The following is a 21,052-nucleotide window of genomic DNA, read 5'->3' as shown; positions in this document are numbered from 1 at the left end:
CCCCATTGTCACGCACCCGGACGCATGCTCGCCATTCATTAGTTAGGCGCACTATTGAGTTCGGCGTACGATGGAGCGCATGCCCGAGCTCAGCCGTCGCCGCCGTCTGCTGGTGCTCGCGATCTGCTGCACGAGCCTCCTGATCGTGAGCCTGGACAACACCGTCCTGAACGTCGCCCTGCCCTCGATGCAGCGGGACCTGGACGCGAGTCTCTCCGGTCTGCAGTGGACCATCGACGCCTACACGCTGGTCCTGGCCGCGCTGCTGATGCTGGCCGGCTCCACCGCGGACCGGATCGGCCGCAAACGGGTGTTCATGGCCGGCCTGGTCGTCTTCGCGATCGGCTCCCTGCTGTGTTCCCTCGCCCCGAACCTCGAATCGCTGGTCGCCTTCCGCATGGTGCAGGCGGTCGGCGGCTCGATGCTGAACCCGGTCGCGATGTCGATCATCACCAACACGTTCACGGACCCGCGCGAGAGGGCGCGGGCGATCGGGATCTGGGGCGCGGTGGTGGGCATCTCGATGGCCGCCGGACCGATCATCGGCGGGCTCCTCGTGGAATCGGTCGGCTGGCGCTCGATCTTCTGGATCAATCTGCCGGTCGGTCTGGCAGCGCTGCTGCTGACCTGGCGGTACGTCCCCGAGTCCCGCGCCCCGAAGGCCCGCCGCCCCGACCCCGTCGGCCAGCTCCTGGTCATCGCGCTGCTCGGCTCCCTCACGTACGCGATCATCGAGGCGCCGGCCGCACCGGTCGCCGAGACCCTCGCCCTCGGCGGTGTCGCGCTCGCCGCGCTCCTCGGCCTCCTGCGCTACGAGCCCCGCCGCGCGGAACCCCTCATCGACCTGCGCTTCTTCCGTTCGGCGCCGTTCAGCGGGGCGACGGTGACCGCGGTCAGCGCGTTCGCCGCGCTCGGCGGCTTCCTGTTCCTGTCGACGCTGTACCTGCAGAACGTCCGTGGCCTGGACGCCCTGCACGCCGGCCTGTGGATGCTCCCGATGGCGCTGCTGTGCTTCGTCTGCGCGCCGGTCGCCGGACGGCTCGTCGGCAGCCGGGGCCCGCGTCTGCCCCTCCTGATCGCCGGAGTCGCGATGACCGCGAGCGGGGTGCTGTTCGCCGCGTTCGAGGCAGAGACCGAGAACGTCACCCTCGTCATCGGCTACGTCCTCTTCGGCCTCGGCTTCGGCTTCGTCAACGCGCCCATCACCAACACGGCCGTCTCCGGCATGCCACGCGCCCAGGCCGGTGTCGCCGCCGCGGTCGCCTCCACCAGCCGCCAGATCGGGCAGACGCTGGGCGTCGCGGTGATAGGCGCGGTGCTGGCCGCGGGCATTGGCTCCTCCTCATACGCCGACTCCTTCGTGGCGGCGGCCCGCCCCGCCTGGTGGATCGTCGCGGCCTGCGGCTTCGCCGTGCTCGTCCTGGGCGCCCTCACCACGGGCACCTGGGCCCGCGAGACCGCCGCCCGGACAGCGAAGCTCCTTCAGGCGCCGGAGGTTCGGGACGCGGCGGGGGTGGAGTCGGTCCGGTCGCGCGGCGCCCGGAACGACACGTGAGGTAACGCCTGGGACAACTCCTCGTGCGATCCTCCCCGTTGATGTTGGTCTTGCCGCACACTCCTCACGGACCGCGCGGGCCTCACCGACCGAACGGACCGCACGGACCGCACGACCACACGGACTTCACGGACGCGGAACCGTGAGGGTGTCGGCTGGAGACGTCATGGAGCAGATCAACACGAGCAGGGTGAGCCGCTGGGACCAGCACGGACGGCAGCACACGGTGCGCGTCCAACGCTCGGGCGTGCAGCGCACCATCAGCTGCGACACCTGCGGCTGGCGCAAGGGCGCGCAGTTCCTGCCGTGGCTGAAGGCCGAGGAACACCTCGCCGAGGCCCATCAGGCGACGGTTGACCCGACGGAGCCCTGACCGCCCCCGGCGCTCAGGCCCGCTCGTCGAGCGCCTCGGCGACCCGCTCCATCACCCGCCGCCAGTGCGCCCGTTGACGTTCCCGCTCCTCGGGGCCCGCCATGCGCTCCTGGTGGAAGACGAGCACGGACCTGCCGCCGCCGGCCGCCGAGACGGCGACCTGGACGGTCGTGTCGCCGTACGTCACACGGATGCGGTCACCGGGCCGGTAGCCGCGCACCTCGCCGGCGATCCCCTCGTCGGTCTCGTACGGGGTGCCGGGCTCGTCGGTGAGCCGCGCCCCGGCCCCGAGCCACAGCTCGAGACCGCGCGGCCCGCTGATGAACTCCCATACGGTGGCGGGTGATTGGGGCAGGGTGCGGGAGACCCCGACCTGCCATCCGGCGTCCTTGGTGAGTCCGGTGGATCGAGCGGACATGGGGATCACCCTTTCTCTGGGACTTCTGCTCGGCTGCCCGGCCAGTCACCGCCCGACTGCTCGACCGGTTCGGCACCGGAGCGGCGTACCCGATGGGCCCGGACCTTGTGGCGGTTGCCGCAGTGCTCCATCGAGCACCAGCGGCGGCGGCCGGGGCGCGAGGTGTCGACGTAGAGGAGGTAGCAGCGGTCGCCGGCGCACATCCGGATCCGCTGTGCGTACGGCCCGGTGAGGAGGTCGACGGCGTCGCGGGCGACCGTGGACAACAGCTGCGCGCCGGTGGCCGGTCCGTCGGCCCAGCGGCGGGAGCCGTCCGCGCCGATGGCGGGGGCGAGCGGCGGACGGGCGGCCGCCTCGTTGACGAGGTCGAGGTCGGCGGCGTCCGCCAGCGCTATGCCGAGCTCGGGGAGGCCGCCGCCGCAGACCCGGGAGACGACCGTGCGGGCCAGTGCGTCCCGCAGACGCCGGGCGTACGCGACGTCGTCGTCCGTGATGCGCAGGGCGGGGGGTGTGGGGCTGAGCCGGGACTGATCGGCCCAGCGGGCCAGGTCCTCGGGGGTGTGCAGCACCTCGTGACGGATCAGGGCGCCGGGGCCGCCGGTGACGAGCAGCTCCAGGCAGAGGGCGCCCGGATCGAACCGGTAGACGTGCCCCGAGTACGACCGGAGGCGGATGCCCGACACTCCCGACACCCCCTTCTGAGCCGATGCCCTGGACGACGAACCCATGTAACCAATATAACCGGTTACATGACTGCCGCACTGAACTGGAAACTGGTCATCGACACGCGGGACGCCCAGCCCCTGGCCGACTTCTGGGCCGCGGCGCTCGGCTACGAGGTGGAGGACCCGAGCACCCTGATCACGCACCTCCTCTCCACGGGCGACCTCCCGGAGGCCGCCGTGGCCGAGCACAACGGCCACCGCGTCTTCCGCGGATACGCCGCCGTCCGCCATCCCGACGACCCGTACGACCCCTTCACCGGCATCGGCAAGGGCCGCCGCCTCCTCTTCCAGGACGTCCCCGAACCCAAGACGGTCAAGAACCGCCTCCACATCGACGTCCACGCGGGCCCCGACGGCCTGGAGGCCCTGGCCACCCGTCTGGAGACCCTGGGCGCCACCCGCGTCGAGGAGTTCGACCGGGGCCCGGCGGGCCACTGGTGGCTGATGCGCGACCCGGAGGGCAACGAGTTCTGCGTGGCGTAGCCCGCGACGCGGGCACGGCGCCCCGGCGGGACGACGGCGTCAGCGGGTGCGCAGGCCGCGCACCACCAGCTCCACGACCGCCTCGAACTGGGCCTCGATGTCCGGCTGTCGCCAGGCGGGGGCGTAGGCGGGGTCGTGGAAGCGGGCCGTGGCGTGGAAGACGGCCCGGGCGGTGGCGGCCGGGTCGGTGGCGGCGAACTCCCCGGAGTCCACACCGGTGCGGACGATCTGGGTCAACTGGTCCGTCAGGTCGGCGATATGGGCGCCGACGACCTCGCCGTTCTCCTCCGTGAGGACCTGGTACGTGGCGAACAGCTCCGGGTCGTCGCCCGCCTTGCGGCGCTTGGCCTCGAAGAGCGCGGCCAGCCAGGCGCGCAGCAGGTCCTCCGGACCGTGGTCCTCGGCGGCGAGGGCGGTCAGGTCGGCCGTCGTACGGTCCAGCCAGCGCTTGGTCACCGCCCCCCGCAGCACCGCCTTCGTCCGGAAGTGGCGGTAGACGCTGCCGTGGCTGACGCCGAGCGCGCGGGCCACGTCGACCACGGTGGCCTTGGCGGGCCCGTGGCGGCGCAGGACCTCCTCGGTCGCTTCGAGGATGCGCTCGGCGGTCAGGGTCTCGGAGGTCGGCGACATGGGGGAACCGTACCCGGCGGGCGGATCAGTGCTCGCTGTCGAGGTGTGCCATCTGGGCGGCGGGGTAGCGTTCGCCGGCCGCCGCGTCGGCCGGCACGGCGTCCTCGATCGCCGCGAGGTCGGCCGCGTCCAGGGTCACCTCCAGCGCGCCCAGCGCCTCCGCGAGACGGTCCCGGCGGCGGGCCCCGACGAGCGGGACGATGTCCTCCCCGCGCGAGAGCACCCAGGCGATCGCGATCTGGGCGACGGACGCCCCCTTCTGTTCGGCGATCTTCCGCAGGGCCTCGACCAGGTCCAGGTTGTGCCGGAGGTTCTCGCCCTGGAAACGGGGTGACAAGGCCCGGAAGTCGCCCGGCGCCAGCTGCCGGTCGCGGGTGAAGTGGCCGGAGATCAGCCCACGGGACAGGACGCCGTACGCCGTGACCGCGATGCCCAGTTCGCGCGTGGTCGGCAGGATCTCCCGCTCGATGCCGCGCGAGATGAGGGAGTACTCGATCTGGAGGTCCGCGATCGGGGCCGTGGCGGCGGCGCGACGGATCGTCTCCGCGCCCACCTCGCTCAGGCCGATGTGGCGGACGTACCCCTTCTCGACGAGTTCCGCGATGGCGCCGACCGTCTCCTCGATCGGCACGTCGGGGTCGACGCGCGCGATCCGGTAGACGTCGATGTGGTCGGTGCCGAGGCGCTGGAGGGAGTACGCGGCGAAGTTCCGCACCGCCGCCGGGCGGCCGTCGTATCCGGACCAACCCTCGTCCGGGTCACGCAGCGCTCCGAACTTGACGCTGATCAGCGCCTGCTCGCGGTGGGCCGCGGGCGCGGCGCGCAGGGCTTCGCCGATGAGCAGTTCGTTGTGGCCCATTCCGTAGAAGTCGCCCGTGTCCAGCAGGGTGACCCCGGCTTCGAGGGCCGCGTGGATCGTCGCGACGGACTCGGCCCGGTCGGCGTCGCCGTACAGCGCGGACATGCCCATGCAGCCGAGGCCGAGGGCCGAGACCTGGGGGCCGGTGGATCCGAGGGTGCGGGTCTGCGGTGTCGTCGTCATGCCTCCACGATGACATGACAGCTGACAGATTTCAATATCTGTCAGCTGTCATGTGTCATCTGTCAGCCGTTCTTCCGTTCTCTCCCTGCCCTCGTGGCCCTCGTGTCCGTCAGCCCTGTCGCAGCGGTATAGCCAGGTCCACGACCTGGCGGCCCTTCGGGAAGGCTCCCGCCGAACTCGCCTTCCCCGTCAGCAGGTTGACGGTGAACAGCCGCGCCCCCGTCACCGCGTACCCGGCGTTCACCCCGCTTCCCGCCGAGCTGTAGATGTCGAATCCGCTGTTCAGCGGGGCGTCGACGCCGAGCTTGCCCGTGGGGGCGAGGTTGCCCGCGTTGGCCGGGGACTGGACGGAGACCTGGTCCTGGGCGGTGTCCAGGTCGAACAGGGTGGTCGCGGTGGCGGTGTCGAGGTCGTTGTTCGTGTACGCCGCCCCGGTCACCCCGCGCGCGGTGACGCCGGCCGTGGCGGGCGGGACCGGCGGGTTGGTGAGGGTGCCGTCGACGGCCGTGGTACCGGCGGCCGGGGCGCCCTGGGGGTCGTCGAGGTTGTGGCGGAGGTTCTGGCCGGTGTCGCTGATCACCCGCAGGCGGTTGGCGGCGGGGTTGAAGTCGACGCCGTACGCCGTGCCCTGGAGGGCGACGGTGAGCTGGGAGACCTTGGTGGCCTTGGCGCCCACCTCGCGGAGGGTGTAGACCCCACCCTTGTCGCCGACGCCGTACAGCTTGTTGTTCTGGACGCGGTAGTCGATGCCGACGAGCCTGGTGTCGCCCTTGAGGCCGCGGACCCTGCCGAGCGGGACGGCGGCGCCGGGCTTGTCGACGCGGAAGACCACGAGCCGCTGGTCGGCGGTGAGACCGACGGCCTTCAGCCCGCCGGGCACCTTCACCCCGCCGCCGAGGAACCCGCCCTTGGACTCGATGCCGGTCCCGCTCCCGGTGCCGGTCCCCGTGCCGGTGGAGTCGCTCGCCGAGACCCCCTTCGACACCGACGACCCGCCCGAGGCCCCGGATCCGCCCAGTGCCCCGGTTCCGACGGCACCGACCGTGCCGATCGCCACCGCCATGGTCAGTACGCCGATGACCGCTTGCTTGCGCATGAACGCCCCCGTGAAGATGCGCGGCCCGCCCTCTGCGGGCCGTGTGCCTCTCCTTCGGAACCGGCGGGGGGTCCGGATTGGTGGGTCGTAGGAGAAATTTCCTCGGAACTACGGAAGTTCCCCCTGGCGCTCCGTTGGACACCATTCATCCGCTCTCGGAGAATTCGAGGTGTCTGCTGTCGGCCGTGTCATCGGCCGCGCAGCCCTCAGGAGGGCGTATGACCATCCGTATCGCCACCTTCAACGCCGAGAACCTCTTCCGCCGGCCGACCGTGTTCGGTCTCGACGACGACGAACGGCGCAAGGAGATCCTGGACGACTTCAACGAACTGGTCGGCCTCCTCGACAAGGAGATCTACCAGGACGCGGACAAGGAGCGGATCGCCGAGCTGATCGTGAGGCACGACGCGCACGACTGGCAGGCGGGCGACCGCAGGCCGTTCTTCGTCAACCAGCCCCGGGGTGGCGCCAAGCTCTACACGGTCCCCCAGTCGGGCAGCCCCGCCATCAAGATCGTCGCCAAGGGCCGCCCCGCGTGGTCGGGTTGGGCCGAGCTGCTGCGGGACGACATCAGATGGGAGGCGGTGGAGAACACCGCCCGGGTGATGGCCGAGGTGAACGCGGACATCCTGCTCACGGTCGAGGTCGAGGACCGGCTCACCCTGGACCGCTTCAACTCCCAGGTGCTGGGCGGCGCGGTGGGAGGCACCGCGTATCCGTTCAACCTGCTCGTCGACGGCAACGACAGCCGCGGCATCGACATCGGCATCCTCAGCCGGTTCCCGATCACGTCCGTGCGGTCGCACATCTTCGATCTCGGCGCGAACGGCCGACCGGTGTTCAGCCGGGACTGCCCCGAGTTCCAGATCGAGGTCGCCGGCGAACCGCTGTGGATCCTCGGCAACCACTTCAAGAGCAAGGGCTTCGGCAGGGCCTCCGAGAACGACAGACGCCGCAAGGCGCAGGCCGAGCGGGTCAGGGAGATCTACGAGGCGGCGCTCGCACGCTCCTCACGGGTCGTCGTGGCCGGCGACCTCAACGACTCCCTCGCGAGTCCCCCCATCAGGCTCCTCCTCGACGCGGGCCTGCGCGAGGCCATGACCCACGACAGCTACGGCACCCAGCCCCCGGGCACCCACGGCACCGGCAAGCGCGACGAGCAGAAGCTCGACTACCTCATGTTCAGCCCGGAGTTGTGGGACCGGGTCACGCACGTGGGCGTGGAGCGCCGTGGCATATGGGCCCCGAGGACCTTCGCGTCCTTCGCCACGGTCACCTCCAAGGTCGACCAGGCCTCGGACCACGCGGCCCTCTTCGCCGACCTGGACCTGTGAGAACGCCCGGTTCCCCGCACCCCGAGGGGCCGAAGGCCCCCAAGGGGCGCGGGGAACCGGGCGACCGGCCACGGACGAGCCGCGGCCGATCACTCACACGAGCGGGACGGACGCTCAGGCGCCCACGAGGCGAGCGGCGAGGTAGCCCTCGATCTGGTCCAGGGACACCCGCTCCTGCTTCATGGAGTCGCGCTCGCGCACGGTCACCGCGTTGTCGTCGAGCGTGTCGAAGTCCACCGTGACGCAGTACGGCGTACCGATCTCGTCCTGGCGGCGGTAACGGCGCCCGATCGCGCCCGCGTCGTCGAACTCGATGTTCCAGTTCTGCCGCAGCGCCGACGCGAGGCCCTTCGCCTTCGGGGACAGGTCGGGGTTGCGGGACAGCGGGAGGACCGCCACCTTCACCGGGGCGAGACGGTGGTCGAGGCGCAGCACCGTCCGCTTCTCCAGCTTGCCCTTGGCGTTGGGCGCCTCGTCCTCGGTGTACGCGTCGAGGAGGAACGCCAGCATCGTGCGGCCGACACCGGCCGCCGGCTCGATGACGTACGGCGTGTAGCGCTCGCTCGCCTCCTGGTCGTAGTACGACAGGTCCTGGCCGGAGGCCTTGGAGTGCGCGCCGAGGTCGTAGTCGGTGCGGTTGGCGACGCCCTCCAGCTCACCCCACTCGCTGCCGCCGAACTGGAAGCGGTACTCGATGTCGGCGGTGCGCTTGGAGTAGTGGGACAGCTTCTCCTGCGGGTGCTCGAACCAGCGCATGTTCTCCTCGCGCAGACCCAGGCCGGTGTACCAGTTCCACCGCTCCTGCATCCAGTACTCCTGCCACTTCTCGTCCTCGCCCGGCTTGACGAAGAACTCCATCTCCATCTGCTCGAACTCGCGGGTGCGGAAGATGAAGTTGCCGGGCGTGATCTCGTTGCGGAAGGACTTGCCCATCTGCGCGATGCCGAACGGCGGCTTGCGGCGCGAAGTGGTCTGCACCTGGGCGAAGTTGGTGAAGATGCCCTGGGCGGTCTCGGGGCGCAGGTAGGCGATGGAGCCGGTGTCCTGGGTGGGACCGAGGTGGGTGGAGAGCAGACCCGAGAACTGCTTGGGCTCGGTGAACTGGCCCTTGTTGCCACAGTTGGGGCAGTTGATGTCGGCCAGGCCGTTCGCCGGGGCGTGGCCCTTCTTCTCCTCGTACGCCTCTTCCAGGTGGTCCGCGCGGTAGCGCTTGTGGCACGCGGTGCACTCAGTGAGCGGGTCGGAGAAGGTGGCGACGTGACCGGAGGCGACCCAGACCTCGGAGGCCAGGATGACGGACGAGTCGATACCGACGACGTCCTCGCGCGACGTCACCATGTAGCGCCACCACTGACGCTTGATGTTCTCCTTGAGCTCGACACCCAGCGGTCCGTAGTCCCAGGCGGCACGCTGGCCGCCGTAGATCTCGCTGCACGGGAATACGAAGCCACGGCGCTTGCTCAGGCTGACGATGGTGTCGATCTTGTCGGCGGCCACGGTGCTCTCTTCATTACGACGACGGGCGACGAAGCGATGCGCTCCTGGAGGAAGCGGACGCGCTTCAGAGCGAATGCTTCAGGTTACCGGCGGGGCGTGCCCTCGGATCAAATCGGTTCGGAGAAGGAGACGGTCGAGAGCCGGACAAAGGCCTTACCAAGGGCTTACCACCTGCCTTGTTGACAATCGTTTCCAGACAAGATGAAAATGACTGTCATGAACGTAGTACGACGACGACTTCTGATACCCGCGGCGGCGACCGCGGCCGCCGCCCTCGGCCTCACCACTCTCACCGCATGCGGTGGCGACAGCGCCGCCGCGGGCAACACCGACAAGTTCGACGTCGTCGCGTCGTTCTACCCGATGGCCTTCCTCGCCGAGCAGATCGGCGGGAAGCACGTGAACGTCACCAGTCTGACCCAGCCGGGCCAGGAGCCGCACGACCTGGAGATCAGCGCCAAGCAGACGGCCGCGCTCCAGGAGTCGGACGCCGTGCTGTACCTCAAGGGCCTGCAGCCCTCCGTCGACGAGGCGGTCGAGCAGTCCGGCCACGAGACGAAGATCGACGCCGCCACGCTGACCAGCATGGAGGAGCACGGCAACGAGGTCGGCGGCCACGCGGCCGAGCACGACGACGAGCACGACCACGAGGAAGAGGGCGGCAAGGACCCGCACATCTGGCTCGACCCCGTGAAGTACGCCGAGGTCGCCAAGGGTGTCGGCGCCGCCTTCGAGAAGGCCGACCCGGACCACGCGGACACCTACAAGACCAACACCGAGGCCCTGGTCGAGAAGCTGGGGGCGCTGAACGACCAGTTCACGAACGGTCTGAAGAACACCGACACCAAGGTCTTCATCACCACCCACGCCGCCTTCGGCTACCTCGCCGAGCGCTACGGCCTCACCGAGGAGGCCATCTCCGGTCTCGACCCCGAGTCCGAGCCGAGTGCCGCCCGGGTCAAGGAACTTGAGAAGATGGCGAAGGCCGACGGTGTGACCACGGTGTTCTACGAGACACTGGTCAGCGACAAGACCGCGAAGACCATCGCCGCCGACGCGGACCTCAAGACCGACGTCCTCGACCCGATCGAGGGCATCACCGACAAGTCCCGCGGCACGAACTACTTCGCGGTCCAGGAAGCCAACCTCAAGGCCCTCCAGGCGGCCCTGGGAGCCAAGTGACCTTGTTGATCATCCGGAGGCAGCAGGCATGACCGAGCCCGTCATCTCGTTGCGCGGCGTCCGCGCCGAACTGGGCTCGCGCACCGTGCTGCGCGGCATCGACCTCACCGTGCACCGCGGTGAGGTCGTCGCGCTGCTCGGCGCCAACGGCTCCGGGAAGTCCACCGCCGTACGCACGGTGATCGGGCAGGTGCCGGTCAGTGACGGCGAGATCGAGCTGTTCGGGACCCCCCGTCGCCGCTTCCGCGAATGGCGGCGCCTCGGGTACGTGCCGCAGCGCACCACGGCGGCGGGCGGTGTCCCGGCGACGGTGACGGAGATCGTGACCTCGGGCCGGCTCTCCCGCACCCGCCTCGGCATCCTCCGCAAGGCCGACCGCGAGGCGGTCCGGCACGCCCTGGACATGGTCGGCATGGCGGACCGCGCCAAGGACTCGGTGAACGCCCTCTCCGGCGGTCAGCACCAGCGCGTGCTGATCGCCCGCGCCCTCGCCTGCGAACCCGAACTGCTGATCATGGACGAGCCCATGGCGGGCGTCGACCTGGCCAGCCAGGAGGTGCTGGCCGCGACGCTGCGCGAGCAGGTCGCGAAGGGCACGACCGTGCTGCTCGTCCTCCATGAACTCGGCCCGCTGGAGCCGCTGATCGACCGCGCGGTCGTCCTCCGCGACGGCTGTGTCACCCACGACGGCCCGCCCCCGAAGGCGGTCGGCCAGCACGCGCTGCCCGGCCACGACCACGTCCACCCGCACGCGGCACCGGGCGCCGAGCCCGTCCGTACGGGCCTGCTGAGCTGAGACGGCACCCACGATGGAATTCCTCGACTACGCCTTCATGCAGCGGGCCCTGCTCGCCGCCGTCCTCGTCGGCATCACCGCGCCGGCGATCGGCATCTACCTCGTCCAGCGCCGTCAGGCCCTCATGGGCGACGGCATCGGCCATGTCGCGATGACCGGCGTCGGCCTCGGCTTCATGCTCTCGTGGTCCCCGGTGTGGATGGCGACGCTGGTGTCCGTCGTGGGCGCCGTGCTGATGGAGCTGATCCGCTGGTACGGCAGGACACGCGGCGACATCGCGCTCGCCATGCTCTTCTACGGCGGCATGGCCGGCGGTGTGATGCTCATCAACCTCGCGCCCGGCGGGACCAACGCCAATCTGATGTCGTTCCTCTTCGGCTCGCTGTCGACCGTGTCGCAGGAGGACATCACCGCGATCTGCGTGCTCGCCGCGTTCGTGATCGTGATGACGCTGGCGCTGCGCCGGCAGCTGTTCGCCGTCAGCCAGGACGAGGAGTTCGCCCGGGTCACCGGCCTGCCGGTGCGGGCGCTGAACCTGCTGACGGCGGTCACGGCGGCGGTGACCGTGACGGTCGCCATGCGCGTCGTCGGGCTGCTGCTGGTGTCCGCGCTGATGGTCGTCCCCGTCGCCGCCGCGCAGCAGCTCACCCGCAGTTTCGCGGCGACCTTCGCGATCGCGGTGGCCCTCGGTGTGTCCGTGACGGTCGGCGGCACGGTCACCTCGTACTACCAGGACGTGCCGCCCGGCGCGACGATCGTGCTACTCGCCATCGCCGCGTTCATGGTGCTGACCGCGCTGGCGACCCCGCTGGCCAGACGCCGTGCGCGGGCCCTGGAGGCCACCGTCGCGGACCCGGCGGAGTGCGCGGTCCCGAAGACCCGGGAGGCCGTCGGGACGGGGGGCGCGAAGGACACCGTCCCGGCCGCGCGGGGCCCCGTCGAAGGGTCCACCGGGTGACCGGCGGCTGAACGAGGTCGGCGGGGGCTGGCATGATGGCCCCCGCAAGACCGCTACGTGAGGAGGCAACGGTGACGACCGCCGGACCTGTACGAGGTCGTTCCACCCGGCAGCGGGCGGCCGTGGCCGCGGCACTGGACGAGGTCGACGAGTTCCGCAGCGCGCAGGAACTCCACGACATGCTCAAGCACAAGGGCGACTCGGTCGGGCTCACCACCGTGTACCGCACGTTGCAGTCCCTCGCCGACGCGGGCGAGGTCGATGTCCTGCGCACCTCCGACGGCGAGTCCGTGTACCGCCGCTGCTCGACCGGCGATCACCACCACCACCTGGTCTGCCGGATCTGCGGCAAGGCCGTGGAGGTGGAGGGCCCGGCGGTCGAGAAGTGGGCCGACGCGATCGCCGCGGAACACGGCTTCGTGAACGTCGCCCACACGGTGGAGATCTTCGGCACCTGCGCGGAGTGCGCGGCGAAGACGTCGTAGCCCCGACCCGGAAGGGTCCGTCCTAGAGCCGGGTCAGGCCCTCGCGGGCGAGGACGGCGCGGAGCCGGTCGGCGTCGGCGGGGGTCGCCAGGCCGCGCTTCGGCAGCACGGTGAGGCGGGGCGCGTGGGCGCCGCTGAGGAGAACGAAGGTGTGCGGGGTCTCCGCGTACCGGGACACCTGGGACCAGCGGGCCGGGCGCTCCGTGCCGTGGTCGTGCGCGACCGTCACGCCCCACGGGTCCAACACGGCGCGGTGCAGCCCCAGGGCCGCCGCCCGCCGGTGCAGGAGACGTGCCTGGAGCCGGGGCAGCAGGACGAGGGCGCCGACCGCCGCCCCCGGCATCACGAACGCCCGCGCGTCGGGCGGGACGCCCAGCGCGAGCGCCACGACCGTGACGAACAGGCCCGCCCCGGCGGAGAACAGCAGCAGCCCCTGCCCCCACCGGCCGGCGGCCGAGGCGCGCGCGGACACGCGCACCGCCTCGCGGAAGTCACCGACCGCCGCCCGGTACACCAGCTCGACGTTCTCCCCCTCGGCCTGCGCCAACGGTCAGCCCTCCGTCCGGCCCTCCATCGCGAGCAGTTCCTCGTTCGGGATGGCGCCGCCGAAGCGGCGGTCGCGGGAGGCGAACTCCAGGCAGGCCCGCCACAGGTCACGGCGGTCGAAGTCGGGCCACAGCACGTCCTGGAAGACCATCTCGGCGTACGCGCTCTGCCAGAGCAGGTAGTTGGAGGTGCGCTGCTCGCCGCTGGGGCGCAGGAAGAGGTCGACGTCCGGCATGTCCGGGTAGTAGAGGTACTTCGCGAACGTCTTCTCGGTGACCTTGGAGGGGTCGAGACGGCCCGCGCGGATGTCCTCGGCGAGGGCCTGGGCCGCGTCGGCGATCTCGGCCCGGCCGCCGTAGTTCATGCAGAAGTACAGCGTCAGCAGGTCGTTGTCCTTGGTCTGCTCCTGGGCGACCTGGAGTTCCTTGGCGACCGACTTCCACAGCTTCGGCATCCGGCCCACCCAGCGGACCCGGATGCCGAGTTCGTCGAGCTGGTCGCGGGTCTTGCGGATGAAGTCGCGGTTGAAGTTCATGAGGAAGCGGACCTCGTCGGGCGAACGCTTCCAGTTCTCGGTGGAGAAGGCGTAGAGGGAGATGTTGCGGACGCCGATCTCCAGGGAGCCCTGCAGCACGTCGAGCACACGCTCGGCACCCACCTTGTGGCCCTCGGTGCGCGGCAGCCCGCGCTCCTTGGCCCAGCGGCCGTTGCCGTCCATGACGATCGCCACGTGCTCGGGGACCAGCTCGCCGGGGAGCTTGGGCGCGCGGGCGCCGGACGGGTGCGGCGTCGGCGCCTTGTACTCGCGGCGCTGACGCCCGAGGAACCCGCGTACCACCATGTGCTTCTCGTCTCCTCTGTGGTGCTGGTGGGTCGGTCGTGCCTACGACTTCTCCACGTACCGAAGGGAGCGCAGCCCGCGCTCCAGATGCCAGTGCAGGTAGGCGGACACCAGTCCGCTGCCCTCCCGGACGTGCCGCGGCTCGGTCGCGTCCGCGGTCTCCCAGTCTCCCGTAAGGAGCGCGGCGAGCAGTTCCAGCGTCTGTGGCGAGGGTACGACGCTGCCGGGCACCCGGCAGTCCACGCAGACGGAGCCCCCGGAGGCGACGGAGAAGAACCGGTTCGGTCCGGGCATGCCGCACTTGGCGCAGTCGCTGAAGGTGGGGGCGTAGCCGTTGACGGCGAGGGAGCGCAGGAGGAAGGCGTCGAGGACGAGGTGCGGGGCGTGCTCGCCGCGGGCGAGGGTGCGCAGCCCACCGACGAGCAGCAGGTACTGCTGCACGGCGGGCTCGCCCTCGTGGTCCGTGAACCGCTCCGCCGTCTCCAGCATGGCCGTCCCGGCGGTGTAGCGGGCGTAGTCGGTCACGATGCCGCCGCCGTACGGAGCGATGGTCTCGCTCTGGGTGCACAGCGGCAGCCCGCGTCCGATCAACTCGCTGCCCCGCGCGAAGAACTGCACGTCCACGTGGGAGAAGGGTTCGAGCCGCGCCCCGAACTTCGACTTCGTCCGCCGCACCCCCCGCGCCACGGCCCGCACCCGCCCGTGCCCCCGCGTGAGCAGCGTGATGATCCGGTCCGCTTCACCCAGTTTCTGGGTGCGCAGGACGACGCCGTCGTCGCGGAAAAGACTCATCGCACGCCCCCGGGGGTCTCCTGCTGGGGGTACGGGGGTCGTCCCCCGGGAGACCACAGCATGATCCGGTCCGCTTCACCCGGTTTCTGGGTGCGCAGGACGACGCCGTCGTCGCGGAACAGGCTCATGCCGCCCATTCTCGCCTACGGCGGGTCCTCGGCGGGACCTCGGTCCACGGTCACCCCTTCAAGGGACCTCGCCCCGGCTGCGGGCGTTCTCGTAGGCGGTCGCGGCGCGCAGTCGTTCTATGGTCGTGGCGGCCCGTACGACGTCGGGGGCACAGTCCCACTCCCTCCCCCCGCCGACCGGCCGCAGCTGTACGTAGGGCCCCTCGTGACCCATGACGCGACCGACCTTCCCGGTGCGGGTGTCGACCGCGTAGGTGCCGATCGCCGGCTTCTTCCCGTTACCGCTCACCGCAGGGCCGCCGCCGAGATGCCCGGTGACGACAGAACAATTCCCGCCCTTTCGGCCGTCCGCCGCAATTCCTCCACCGATTCCTCCGCCTCTTCGACGCGCCCGCCGAGTGCCGTCCCCCGAGCCCTTCTCCAACTGCCTTCACGGTGCTCCCCCACCCCATCCAATTTCACTCTTCGCATCTCTTCGATGACCTTCTGTGTCTAAACTCGGCCGGAGTCTGTCCCGCACAACTTCGAGTCGGCACAGAAGCGTTGAGCCTTGACCGTTGAGCCCGGGCGGATCTGTATACGAATGCCGCGGCCCGCGACCGCGCCCCGGGCCGTACCGCCCGTGCGCCCCCGTGCGGCCCGCACGACAGCGGGCCGGTTCTCACAGCATCGTCACAGGTGGTCCTCATGCGCGAGGGGAATCTCCGCGTTGTCCACCTAAGATTCCCTTTGGTTGCCCCGTTTTCCGACAACTCAGCGGCGCATCACGCGTCATGGGAAACCACTCGCCGTACATGAGCGTCGAACGTTGCGTGAACAACCGCTGGCCCGGCGGTCCGACAGCACGGAAGATGGGGACCCGTGGAGCTGGAATTCCGACTGCTCGGCCCGGTCGAGGCATGGCACGGTGACAGACCCCTGCGGCTGGGCGGCCCGAAACCGCGCGCGCTGCTGGCCGTACTGCTGCTGCGGGCCGGGCAGGTGGTGCCCGCCGACGCGCTGGTGGACGTGATCTGGGGGGACGACCCCCCGGACACCGCGCGGGCGCTGGTGCAGACGTATGTGTCGGCCCTGCGCCGGGCGCTGCCGCCCGAGGCGGCGGAGACGATCGAGACCAGGCCACCGGGATACGTGATGCGGCCCGGGGTCGGCCGGGTCGATCTGGCGGAGTTCGAGGCACGCACGGCCGACGGACGGCGGGCCGCCGCCGAGGGCGACCACACGCAGGCCGCCCGGCTGCTGCGTCAGGCGCTGGAGCTGTGGCGCGGCCCGGCGCTCGGCGGGGTCGGAGAGGCGCTGCGGGGTGAGGCCGGGCGGCTGGAGGAGGCGCGGCAGGCGGCCCTGGAGGAACGCATCGCCGCCGAGCTGGAGACCGGCGGGCACGAGGCGGAACTGGTCACCGAGCTGACCGCGCTGGTGCGGGCGCATCCGGCGCGGGAGCGGCCGCGCGGGCAGCTGATGCTGGGCCTCTACCGGCTCGGGCGGCAGGCCGAGGCGCTGGCCGTCTACGCGGAGGGGCGGGCCGTGCTCGCCGAGGAGCTGGGGCTCGACCCGGGCCCGGAGCTGAACCGCCTGTACGAGGCCATCCTGCGGGCCGACCCCGCCCTGCTCGCCGCCACGACGCCCCCCGCCGCGGCTCAGGGACCCGGCGCGGCGGCCCCGTCCCGGCCCGTGTCGCTCCTGCCGCCCGCCATCGGCGACTTCACCGGCCGGGAGAAGGAACTGGCGCGGGTCGTCGAGGGGCTGACCGGCGTGCGGGAGGCGATGCCCGTCGTCGTGGTCTCGGGGGCCGCCGGAGTCGGCAAGTCCGCGCTCGCCGTGCAGGCCGCGCACCGGGTCGCCGACCACTACCCCGACGGTCAGCTCTACGCCGAACTGCACGGCTTCAGCGAGCCCGTACCGCCCGCCGAGGTCCTGGGCCGGCTGCTGCGGGCGCTGGGCGCCGACCCGCCGGAGGACACGGCCGAGCGCGGCGACCTGTTCCGCAGTCTGGTCGCCGGGCGCCGGATCCTGCTGGTCCTCGACGACGCGGGCGGTGAGGCCCAGGTGCGGCCGCTGCTGCCGGGCAGCGCCAGCTGCGGGGTCCTGGTGACCTCACGGGCCCGGCTCGGCGGGCTCGTCGGGGCCCGGCGCACCGACCTGGACGTCCTGGACGACGCCCGCGGCCTCGAACTGCTCACCAGGGTCACCGGCCCCGATCGCACCCCGGACGACCCGCGCGAACGGGCCGCGGCCCGCCGGATCGTCGAGCTGTGCGGCGGACTGCCGCTGGCCCTGCGGATCGCCGGCGCCCGACTGGCCACCCGACGGCACTGGACGCCCAGCGTGCTCGCCGAGCGCCTCGCCGACGAACACCGACGCCTCGACGAGCTGTCCGTGGGCGACCTGGAGGTCCGGGCCGGTCTCGGCCTCAGCTACCAGGCCCTCGACGAGTGCTCCCGGCGCGTCCTGCGCCGTATCGCCACGCTCGGCCCGGCCGACGTCGCCGTGTGGGCGGTCGCCGCGCTCTCCGGCACCTCGGAGGACGAGGCCGAGGAGACCCTCGAACGCCTCCTGGACGCCCAGTTGATCACCTGCCCGGGCCGGGACCAGGTGGGCCAGCCCCGCTACCGCCTGCACGACCTGGTCCGCGTCTACGCCGCCGAACGCGCCGAGGCCGAGGACCCCGCCGACGACCGCACGGCGGCGGTGGGCAGGGCCCTGTCGGCGGGCCTGTGGCTGATGGACCGGGTGACGGAGAAGTCCCCGTCGGGTGCGGTGATCTTGAGGCAGGGGTTCACCTCGAAGGAACGCGGGGAACTGCGCGGCCGGCCCCCCGCGACCGGCGACCGCGAACCGGCCGAATCCCCCTCCCCCGTAGGCGCACACACCACCCACCGCGCCCTCACCGACCCCTTCGCCTGGTTCGACGCGGAAGCCGACGCCCTCACCACCGCGGTCGAACGGGCGGCGGCCATGGGCCTGCACACCCTCGCCTGCGAAGCGGCGGCGGCCCTGTGCTCCTCCTCGTTCGCCATCAAGAACCGCTTCGACGCCTGGTGGCGCAGCCACGACGCCGCCCTCGCTGCGGCGCGCCGCGCCGAGGACCGCTCGGGCGAGGCCCTGCTGATCATCGGCCTCGGGCAGCTCCGCTACGAGCAGGACCGCATCGCCGAGTCCCAGGAGTACTTCCGCACCGCCGAGCGCATCTGCACCGAACTCGGCGACGTACGCGGCCGGTCCGCGGCCCTCGCCGGCCTCGGCAGCGCCTGCCGCGAGGTCGGCGAACTCCGGGAGGCGGAAAGGGCGTTGACCGACGCCGCCGACGGCTTCCGGCGGGTCGGTGACGACACCGGCGTCGGGGTCGCCTGCCGGTACGGCGGTTCCGTACGCCTGGAACTCGGCGACCAGGAAGGCGCGTTCCCGCTGCTCGACGAGTCACTGCGGGCCTACCGACGGCTCGGCAGCCGACGCGGCGAGGCGCTGGCGCTGCGCACGCTCAGCCTGGTGCACCGCTCGCTCGGCGCGTACGAGGAGGCCGCGCGCGTGGCCGAGGAGGCTCTGGAGATCCTGCGCGACCTCGGCGACCCGCACATGGCGGCGTACGCCCTGCGGGCCCGTGCCAAGGCCCGGCTGCGGCTGGGGCACGTCCGGGAGGCGGAGACGGAACTGCACGAGATCCTGGAGGTCTGCCGGACCCACGAGGACCGCTTCGGCGAGGCCCTGACGCTGCGCACGCTCGGCGAGTGCGCGCTGGCCGACGACCGGCTGACGGACGCGGAGGGGCTGCTGACCGCCTCCGCCTCGCTCTGGGGCGTCCTCGCCCTGCCCCTGCCCCGGGCCCGCGCCCTGCGCAATCTGTCCGTGGTCCGGGCCGCGCTCGGGGATCGGGCCGGGGCCCAGGCGCTGCGGGCCGAGGCCATGGCGGTGTTCGACGCCTGCGAGGCACGCGAACGGCACGAGCCATGGCCGTGGGTGCGGTCTCCCTGACGCGGGACAGCGGAACGCCGAGCGGGCCGCCGGGCGTCGGTGCGCTTCCGGTAGGGGACCGGCCGGGGCGGCAGGCCGATGTCGCCCCAGGGGGCCTTGCCGGAGGAGGAGCCCCAGCCGCCGTGGGGGATCTGGACGCGATCGGCGCGGGGTCCTTGTCCTGGCTGGTGATCTGCGGGACCGCAGTAGTGCGGCCGTTCGTCGGCGGACTCCCGGAACGGCGCCGACGCGTGCCAGATCTCGCCCGGGGCGGGTCGGCCGCCGTTGAGACCTCCGTCGTCCCGCCGGCGCACCGCCCGGTGGCAGAGGTACGCGGTGGCGGCGGCCACCAGGCTCTGCGCCAGGCCAGGGGAGTCCCAGCCCGTCGAGCCGAGCCGGCCCTCGGTGCGGACCACGGCCGTCCGGGCGGCCGCGAGCACCGCCGCCGCGTAGGCGGGGTAGGCCGGGGTGACCGGCAGCGCCAGGACGGAGCCCGCGACGAGCGGCGGACCGCCGGTACGCGGATACGTGAGCACGGGTGACACAGGCGCGTTCCGGACGGTCGGCCAGGCCGAAACCCGCTTGCGGCGGACTTGCAGAGAACTTCCAGCGGAGTGCGCCATTCTCGTTGTTCTCGGGGGAACAACGGATCGGCCGGGCGACCACCGCCCGGCCGGTCGGCCCACCGGAGCGCACAGGGGACGGACCGGTGGGAACGTGACAACAGTGGAATCGCACGCGCATGACGGGCTGGGGGGACGCCCGGAGCCCGGCCACGAACCACCACTCAAGGGGGGAAGCCCCCGGGGAGGGACATCAGGGGATCAAGTCCCTCCCCGGGGTGCTGCCACACACCCCGACGCATCGCACCCGCCCGGTGGAAGACGACGCATGCCTTCGATCATCCTCATGAGCGACCCCGAGGTCGCCGGTGTTCCGGTCCAGGAGTGCGGTGAGCCCCTCGTCGACCTGCGGGAACTGCCCTTCGTGGTGGTCGACTCCCGGCAGGCCGACCCCGAGGGGGCGTACGCGCACCTCCGTGAGGGCGTCGCCTGGCGCCTCGCGCGCGCCGCCCGGCTGCTGCCGGACGGGCTGCGGCTGCTGGTCACCGAGGGGTACCGGCCGCTGGCCCTGCAGATCGAGTACTTCGAGCGGTACGCCGCCGAGCTGCGCCTCGCCAACCCCGACTGGTCGGAGGAGTACCTCCACGTCCAGACCAGCCGTTCGCTCTCCCCGCCGGAGATCGGGCCGCATGTCGCCGGCGCCGCGGTCGACCTCACCCTGTGCACGGCCGCCGGGGAGGAACTCGACATGGGCACCCGTCTGGACGCCAGCCCCGAGGAGAGCGACGACGCCTGCTACACCGACGCGCCCAACATCTCCGACGCCGCCCGCGGCAACCGGCGCACGCTCTCGGCGGCGCTCACCACGGCCGGGCTGGTCAACTACCCCACCGAGTGGTGGCACTGGTCGTACGGGGACAGGTACTGGGCGCTGATGACGGGCGCGCCGAACGCGCTGTACGGCCCCGCGCGGACCGGCCCCTGACCCGCGTCGCCGGGCGACCGCCGGCCCGGTTTCCGGCCCCGTCGCCCCTACCCGTCCCATCCCTGAGGGCTGCACCCCGTCCCCTGTTGTCGCCTCGGCGGCAAACCCCGTAGCGGGGGCCAGGGGCAGCACCCCGCGGATGGGACGGGCAGGGGTGACGGGGCCGGGGTCGTGGCCGGTCGTGCGCGACACGGCCGACCCTCATGCGGGCGGGTGCGTGCGGTCTCCCCGCTCCCCGAACCGCCGTACGTACCGCCGCTGCCACGGCGTCTCCACCGCGTGCCGGTCGTAGTGCCGGCGTACGTAGGCCACGGCCTCGTCCGGTGGTACGCCGTCGAGGACCGCGAGACAGGCCAGCGCGGTGCCGGTGCGGCCCCGCCCGCCGCCGCACGCGAGTTCGACCCGGTCGACGGCCGCCCGTTCCCAGACGTCGCGCAGCACCCGGGCCGCCTCCGCCCGGTCGCCGGGCAGCCGGAAGTCGGGCCAGCGCAACCAGCGGGACTCCCAGGGGACTTCGGGCGGTTCCTTGCCGAGGAGGTACACGGCGTAGGTGGGGACGCTGCCGTCCGGGAGCGGTCGGCGCAGGCCCCGGCCGCGCACCAGCCGCCCGGAGGGCAGCCGCAGCACACCGGCGTCGGCGGGGTCCCACGGCTCGGTCGGAGACTTCCCCATGGT

22 protein-coding genes are annotated in these 21,052 nt (G+C 71.9%); 10 read left to right on the top strand and 12 right to left on the bottom strand.

The window, feature by feature from the left end:
• The first annotated feature begins 79 nt into the window (after positions 1 to 79).
• Both RM704_RS32640 and RM704_RS32635 read left to right on the top strand, forming a co-directional pair.
• A complete protein-coding gene (locus RM704_RS32640; RefSeq protein ID WP_033530128.1) occupies positions 80 to 1,555 on the top strand; it encodes an MFS transporter in 1,476 nt (491 codons plus the stop codon).
• Positions 1,556 to 1,721: 166 nt separating this feature from the next.
• Positions 1,722 to 1,928: a hypothetical protein gene (locus tag RM704_RS32635; RefSeq protein ID WP_033530100.1), complete on the top strand. Its 207-nt coding sequence runs from the start codon at positions 1,722 to 1,724 to the stop codon at positions 1,926 to 1,928.
• A 13-nt stretch (positions 1,929 to 1,941) separates the two neighbouring features.
• Here RM704_RS32635 and RM704_RS32630 read toward each other — a convergent pair whose 3' ends face one another.
• Together RM704_RS32630 and RM704_RS32625 are read right to left on the bottom strand one after the other, a co-directional pair.
• Positions 1,942 to 2,355: an SRPBCC family protein gene (locus RM704_RS32630; RefSeq protein ID WP_078937296.1), complete on the bottom strand. Its 414-nt coding sequence runs from the start codon at positions 2,353 to 2,355 to the stop codon at positions 1,942 to 1,944.
• Entirely contained in the window at positions 2,352 to 3,074 is a 723-nt protein-coding gene (locus tag RM704_RS32625) for a CGNR zinc finger domain-containing protein (protein ID WP_192829774.1), read from the bottom strand. Before RM704_RS32625 ends, RM704_RS32630 begins: the two co-directional genes overlap by 4 nt.
• Positions 3,075 to 3,095: 21 nt before the next feature.
• Here RM704_RS32625 and RM704_RS32620 point away from each other — a divergent pair, with 21 nt between their 5' ends.
• Positions 3,096 to 3,554, top strand: coding sequence for a VOC family protein (locus tag RM704_RS32620; protein ID WP_033530098.1), 459 nt, complete (start codon positions 3,096 to 3,098; stop codon positions 3,552 to 3,554).
• Positions 3,555 to 3,593: 39 nt separating this feature from the next.
• On the opposite strand, the gene RM704_RS32615 is transcribed toward RM704_RS32620, so the two are convergent.
• The 3 genes from RM704_RS32615 to RM704_RS32605 all read right to left on the bottom strand — a co-directional run bounded on the left by RM704_RS32615 (position 3,594) and on the right by RM704_RS32605 (position 6,322).
• A complete protein-coding gene (locus RM704_RS32615; RefSeq protein ID WP_033530097.1) occupies positions 3,594 to 4,184 on the bottom strand; it encodes a TetR/AcrR family transcriptional regulator in 591 nt (196 codons plus the stop codon).
• A 25-nt stretch (positions 4,185 to 4,209) separates the two neighbouring features.
• Positions 4,210 to 5,226 carry an aldo/keto reductase gene (locus RM704_RS32610; RefSeq protein ID WP_033530096.1) on the bottom strand — a complete coding sequence of 339 codons (1,017 nt, stop codon included), beginning with the start codon at positions 5,224 to 5,226 and terminating at the stop codon, positions 4,210 to 4,212.
• A 109-nt stretch (positions 5,227 to 5,335) separates the two neighbouring features.
• Positions 5,336 to 6,322 (bottom strand): DUF4394 domain-containing protein, encoded by a 987-nt coding sequence (locus tag RM704_RS32605; protein ID WP_033530095.1) that lies wholly within the window; start codon positions 6,320 to 6,322, stop codon positions 5,336 to 5,338.
• Between the two features lie 218 nt (positions 6,323 to 6,540).
• On the opposite strand from RM704_RS32605, the gene RM704_RS32600 reads away from it, so the two are divergent.
• A complete protein-coding gene (locus RM704_RS32600) occupies positions 6,541 to 7,656 on the top strand; it encodes an endonuclease/exonuclease/phosphatase family protein (protein WP_052146290.1) in 1,116 nt (371 codons plus the stop codon).
• Between the two features lie 114 nt (positions 7,657 to 7,770).
• Here RM704_RS32600 and RM704_RS32595 read toward each other — a convergent pair whose 3' ends face one another.
• Complete coding sequence (locus RM704_RS32595) at positions 7,771 to 9,153, bottom strand: glycine--tRNA ligase (protein WP_033530094.1); 1,383 nt, start codon at positions 9,151 to 9,153, stop codon at positions 7,771 to 7,773.
• 216 nt (positions 9,154 to 9,369) lie between these two features.
• On the opposite strand from RM704_RS32595, the gene RM704_RS32590 reads away from it, so the two are divergent.
• The 4 genes from RM704_RS32590 (at position 9,370) to RM704_RS32575 (ending at position 12,574) form a co-directional block, all read left to right on the top strand.
• Complete coding sequence (locus tag RM704_RS32590; protein WP_033530093.1) at positions 9,370 to 10,335, top strand: metal ABC transporter substrate-binding protein; 966 nt, start codon at positions 9,370 to 9,372, stop codon at positions 10,333 to 10,335.
• A gap of 28 nt (positions 10,336 to 10,363) precedes the next feature.
• The gene (locus RM704_RS32585; protein ID WP_033530092.1) at positions 10,364 to 11,131 is read left to right on the top strand and encodes a metal ABC transporter ATP-binding protein; all 768 of its coding nucleotides are present in this window, start codon (positions 10,364 to 10,366) and stop codon (positions 11,129 to 11,131) included.
• Between the two features lie 13 nt (positions 11,132 to 11,144).
• Positions 11,145 to 12,089 (top strand): metal ABC transporter permease, encoded by a 945-nt coding sequence (locus tag RM704_RS32580; RefSeq protein ID WP_033530091.1) that lies wholly within the window; start codon positions 11,145 to 11,147, stop codon positions 12,087 to 12,089.
• A gap of 71 nt (positions 12,090 to 12,160) precedes the next feature.
• Complete coding sequence (locus tag RM704_RS32575) at positions 12,161 to 12,574, top strand: Fur family transcriptional regulator (RefSeq protein WP_033530090.1); 414 nt, start codon at positions 12,161 to 12,163, stop codon at positions 12,572 to 12,574.
• A gap of 22 nt (positions 12,575 to 12,596) precedes the next feature.
• On the opposite strand, the gene RM704_RS32570 is transcribed toward RM704_RS32575, so the two are convergent.
• From RM704_RS32570 to RM704_RS32550, 5 genes are read right to left on the bottom strand one after another with little or no spacing between them, the layout of a single operon-like run.
• Positions 12,597 to 13,121 (bottom strand): YcxB family protein, encoded by a 525-nt coding sequence (locus tag RM704_RS32570; protein ID WP_033530089.1) that lies wholly within the window; start codon positions 13,119 to 13,121, stop codon positions 12,597 to 12,599.
• Between the two features lie 3 nt (positions 13,122 to 13,124).
• Positions 13,125 to 13,961, bottom strand: a complete 837-nt coding sequence (locus tag RM704_RS32565) for an isoprenyl transferase (protein WP_033530088.1) — start codon at positions 13,959 to 13,961, stop codon at positions 13,125 to 13,127.
• A gap of 42 nt (positions 13,962 to 14,003) precedes the next feature.
• The gene (recO, locus tag RM704_RS32560) at positions 14,004 to 14,753 is read right to left on the bottom strand and encodes a DNA repair protein RecO (protein ID WP_033530087.1); all 750 of its coding nucleotides are present in this window, start codon (positions 14,751 to 14,753) and stop codon (positions 14,004 to 14,006) included.
• On the bottom strand, positions 14,750 to 14,881 hold the full coding sequence (locus RM704_RS32555) for a hypothetical protein (protein ID WP_311591679.1): 132 nt from the start codon (positions 14,879 to 14,881) through the stop codon (positions 14,750 to 14,752). Before RM704_RS32555 ends, recO begins: the two co-directional genes overlap by 4 nt.
• A 58-nt stretch (positions 14,882 to 14,939) precedes the next feature.
• Positions 14,940 to 15,170, bottom strand: coding sequence for a hypothetical protein (locus RM704_RS32550; protein ID WP_033530086.1), 231 nt, complete (start codon positions 15,168 to 15,170; stop codon positions 14,940 to 14,942).
• A gap of 572 nt (positions 15,171 to 15,742) precedes the next feature.
• Between RM704_RS32550 and RM704_RS32545 the strand changes: the two genes are divergently transcribed.
• Both RM704_RS32545 and RM704_RS32540 read left to right on the top strand, forming a co-directional pair.
• Complete coding sequence (locus tag RM704_RS32545; RefSeq protein ID WP_033530085.1) at positions 15,743 to 18,850, top strand: AfsR/SARP family transcriptional regulator; 3,108 nt, start codon at positions 15,743 to 15,745, stop codon at positions 18,848 to 18,850.
• 870 nt (positions 18,851 to 19,720) lie between these two features.
• Positions 19,721 to 20,377: a M15 family metallopeptidase gene (locus RM704_RS32540; protein WP_033530084.1), complete on the top strand. Its 657-nt coding sequence runs from the start codon at positions 19,721 to 19,723 to the stop codon at positions 20,375 to 20,377.
• Between the two features lie 201 nt (positions 20,378 to 20,578).
• Here the strand turns inward: RM704_RS32540 and RM704_RS32535 are convergent, their stop codons facing one another.
• The gene (locus RM704_RS32535; protein WP_033530083.1) at positions 20,579 to 21,049 is read right to left on the bottom strand and encodes a protein-tyrosine phosphatase family protein; all 471 of its coding nucleotides are present in this window, start codon (positions 21,047 to 21,049) and stop codon (positions 20,579 to 20,581) included.
• Between the last annotated feature and the right edge of the window lie 3 nt (positions 21,050 to 21,052).

Origin of the sequence: Streptomyces gottesmaniae (genome assembly GCF_031845845.1) — a bacterium.
Classification (GTDB): domain Bacteria; phylum Actinomycetota; class Actinomycetes; order Streptomycetales; family Streptomycetaceae; genus Streptomyces; species Streptomyces akebiae.
The sequence above is the reverse complement of the archived record's forward strand: the minus strand, read 5'-3'. Positions and strand labels throughout refer to the sequence as shown.

Coding starts and splice junctions, on each gene's coding strand:
- RM704_RS32620 (WP_033530098.1), top strand. CDS start 3,096: ATGACTGCCGCACTGAACTGGAAACTGGTCATCGACACGCGGGACGCC.
- RM704_RS32635 (WP_033530100.1), top strand. CDS start 1,722: ATGGAGCAGATCAACACGAGCAGGGTGAGCCGCTGGGACCAGCACGGA.
- RM704_RS32565 (WP_033530088.1), bottom strand. CDS start 13,961: ATGGTGGTACGCGGGTTCCTCGGGCGTCAGCGCCGCGAGTACAAGGCG.
- RM704_RS32590 (WP_033530093.1), top strand. CDS start 9,370: ATGAACGTAGTACGACGACGACTTCTGATACCCGCGGCGGCGACCGCG.
- RM704_RS32640 (WP_033530128.1), top strand. CDS start 80: ATGCCCGAGCTCAGCCGTCGCCGCCGTCTGCTGGTGCTCGCGATCTGC.
- RM704_RS32540 (WP_033530084.1), top strand. CDS start 19,721: ATGCCTTCGATCATCCTCATGAGCGACCCCGAGGTCGCCGGTGTTCCG.
- RM704_RS32610 (WP_033530096.1), bottom strand. CDS start 5,226: ATGACGACGACACCGCAGACCCGCACCCTCGGATCCACCGGCCCCCAG.
- RM704_RS32625 (WP_192829774.1), bottom strand. CDS start 3,074: ATGGGTTCGTCGTCCAGGGCATCGGCTCAGAAGGGGGTGTCGGGAGTG.
- RM704_RS32605 (WP_033530095.1), bottom strand. CDS start 6,322: ATGCGCAAGCAAGCGGTCATCGGCGTACTGACCATGGCGGTGGCGATC.
- RM704_RS32580 (WP_033530091.1), top strand. CDS start 11,145: ATGGAATTCCTCGACTACGCCTTCATGCAGCGGGCCCTGCTCGCCGCC.
- RM704_RS32585 (WP_033530092.1), top strand. CDS start 10,364: ATGACCGAGCCCGTCATCTCGTTGCGCGGCGTCCGCGCCGAACTGGGC.
- RM704_RS32615 (WP_033530097.1), bottom strand. CDS start 4,184: ATGTCGCCGACCTCCGAGACCCTGACCGCCGAGCGCATCCTCGAAGCG.
- RM704_RS32600 (WP_052146290.1), top strand. CDS start 6,541: ATGACCATCCGTATCGCCACCTTCAACGCCGAGAACCTCTTCCGCCGG.
- RM704_RS32555 (WP_311591679.1), bottom strand. CDS start 14,881: ATGAGCCTGTTCCGCGACGACGGCGTCGTCCTGCGCACCCAGAAACCG.
- recO (WP_033530087.1), bottom strand. CDS start 14,753: ATGAGTCTTTTCCGCGACGACGGCGTCGTCCTGCGCACCCAGAAACTG.
- RM704_RS32535 (WP_033530083.1), bottom strand. CDS start 21,049: ATGGGGAAGTCTCCGACCGAGCCGTGGGACCCCGCCGACGCCGGTGTG.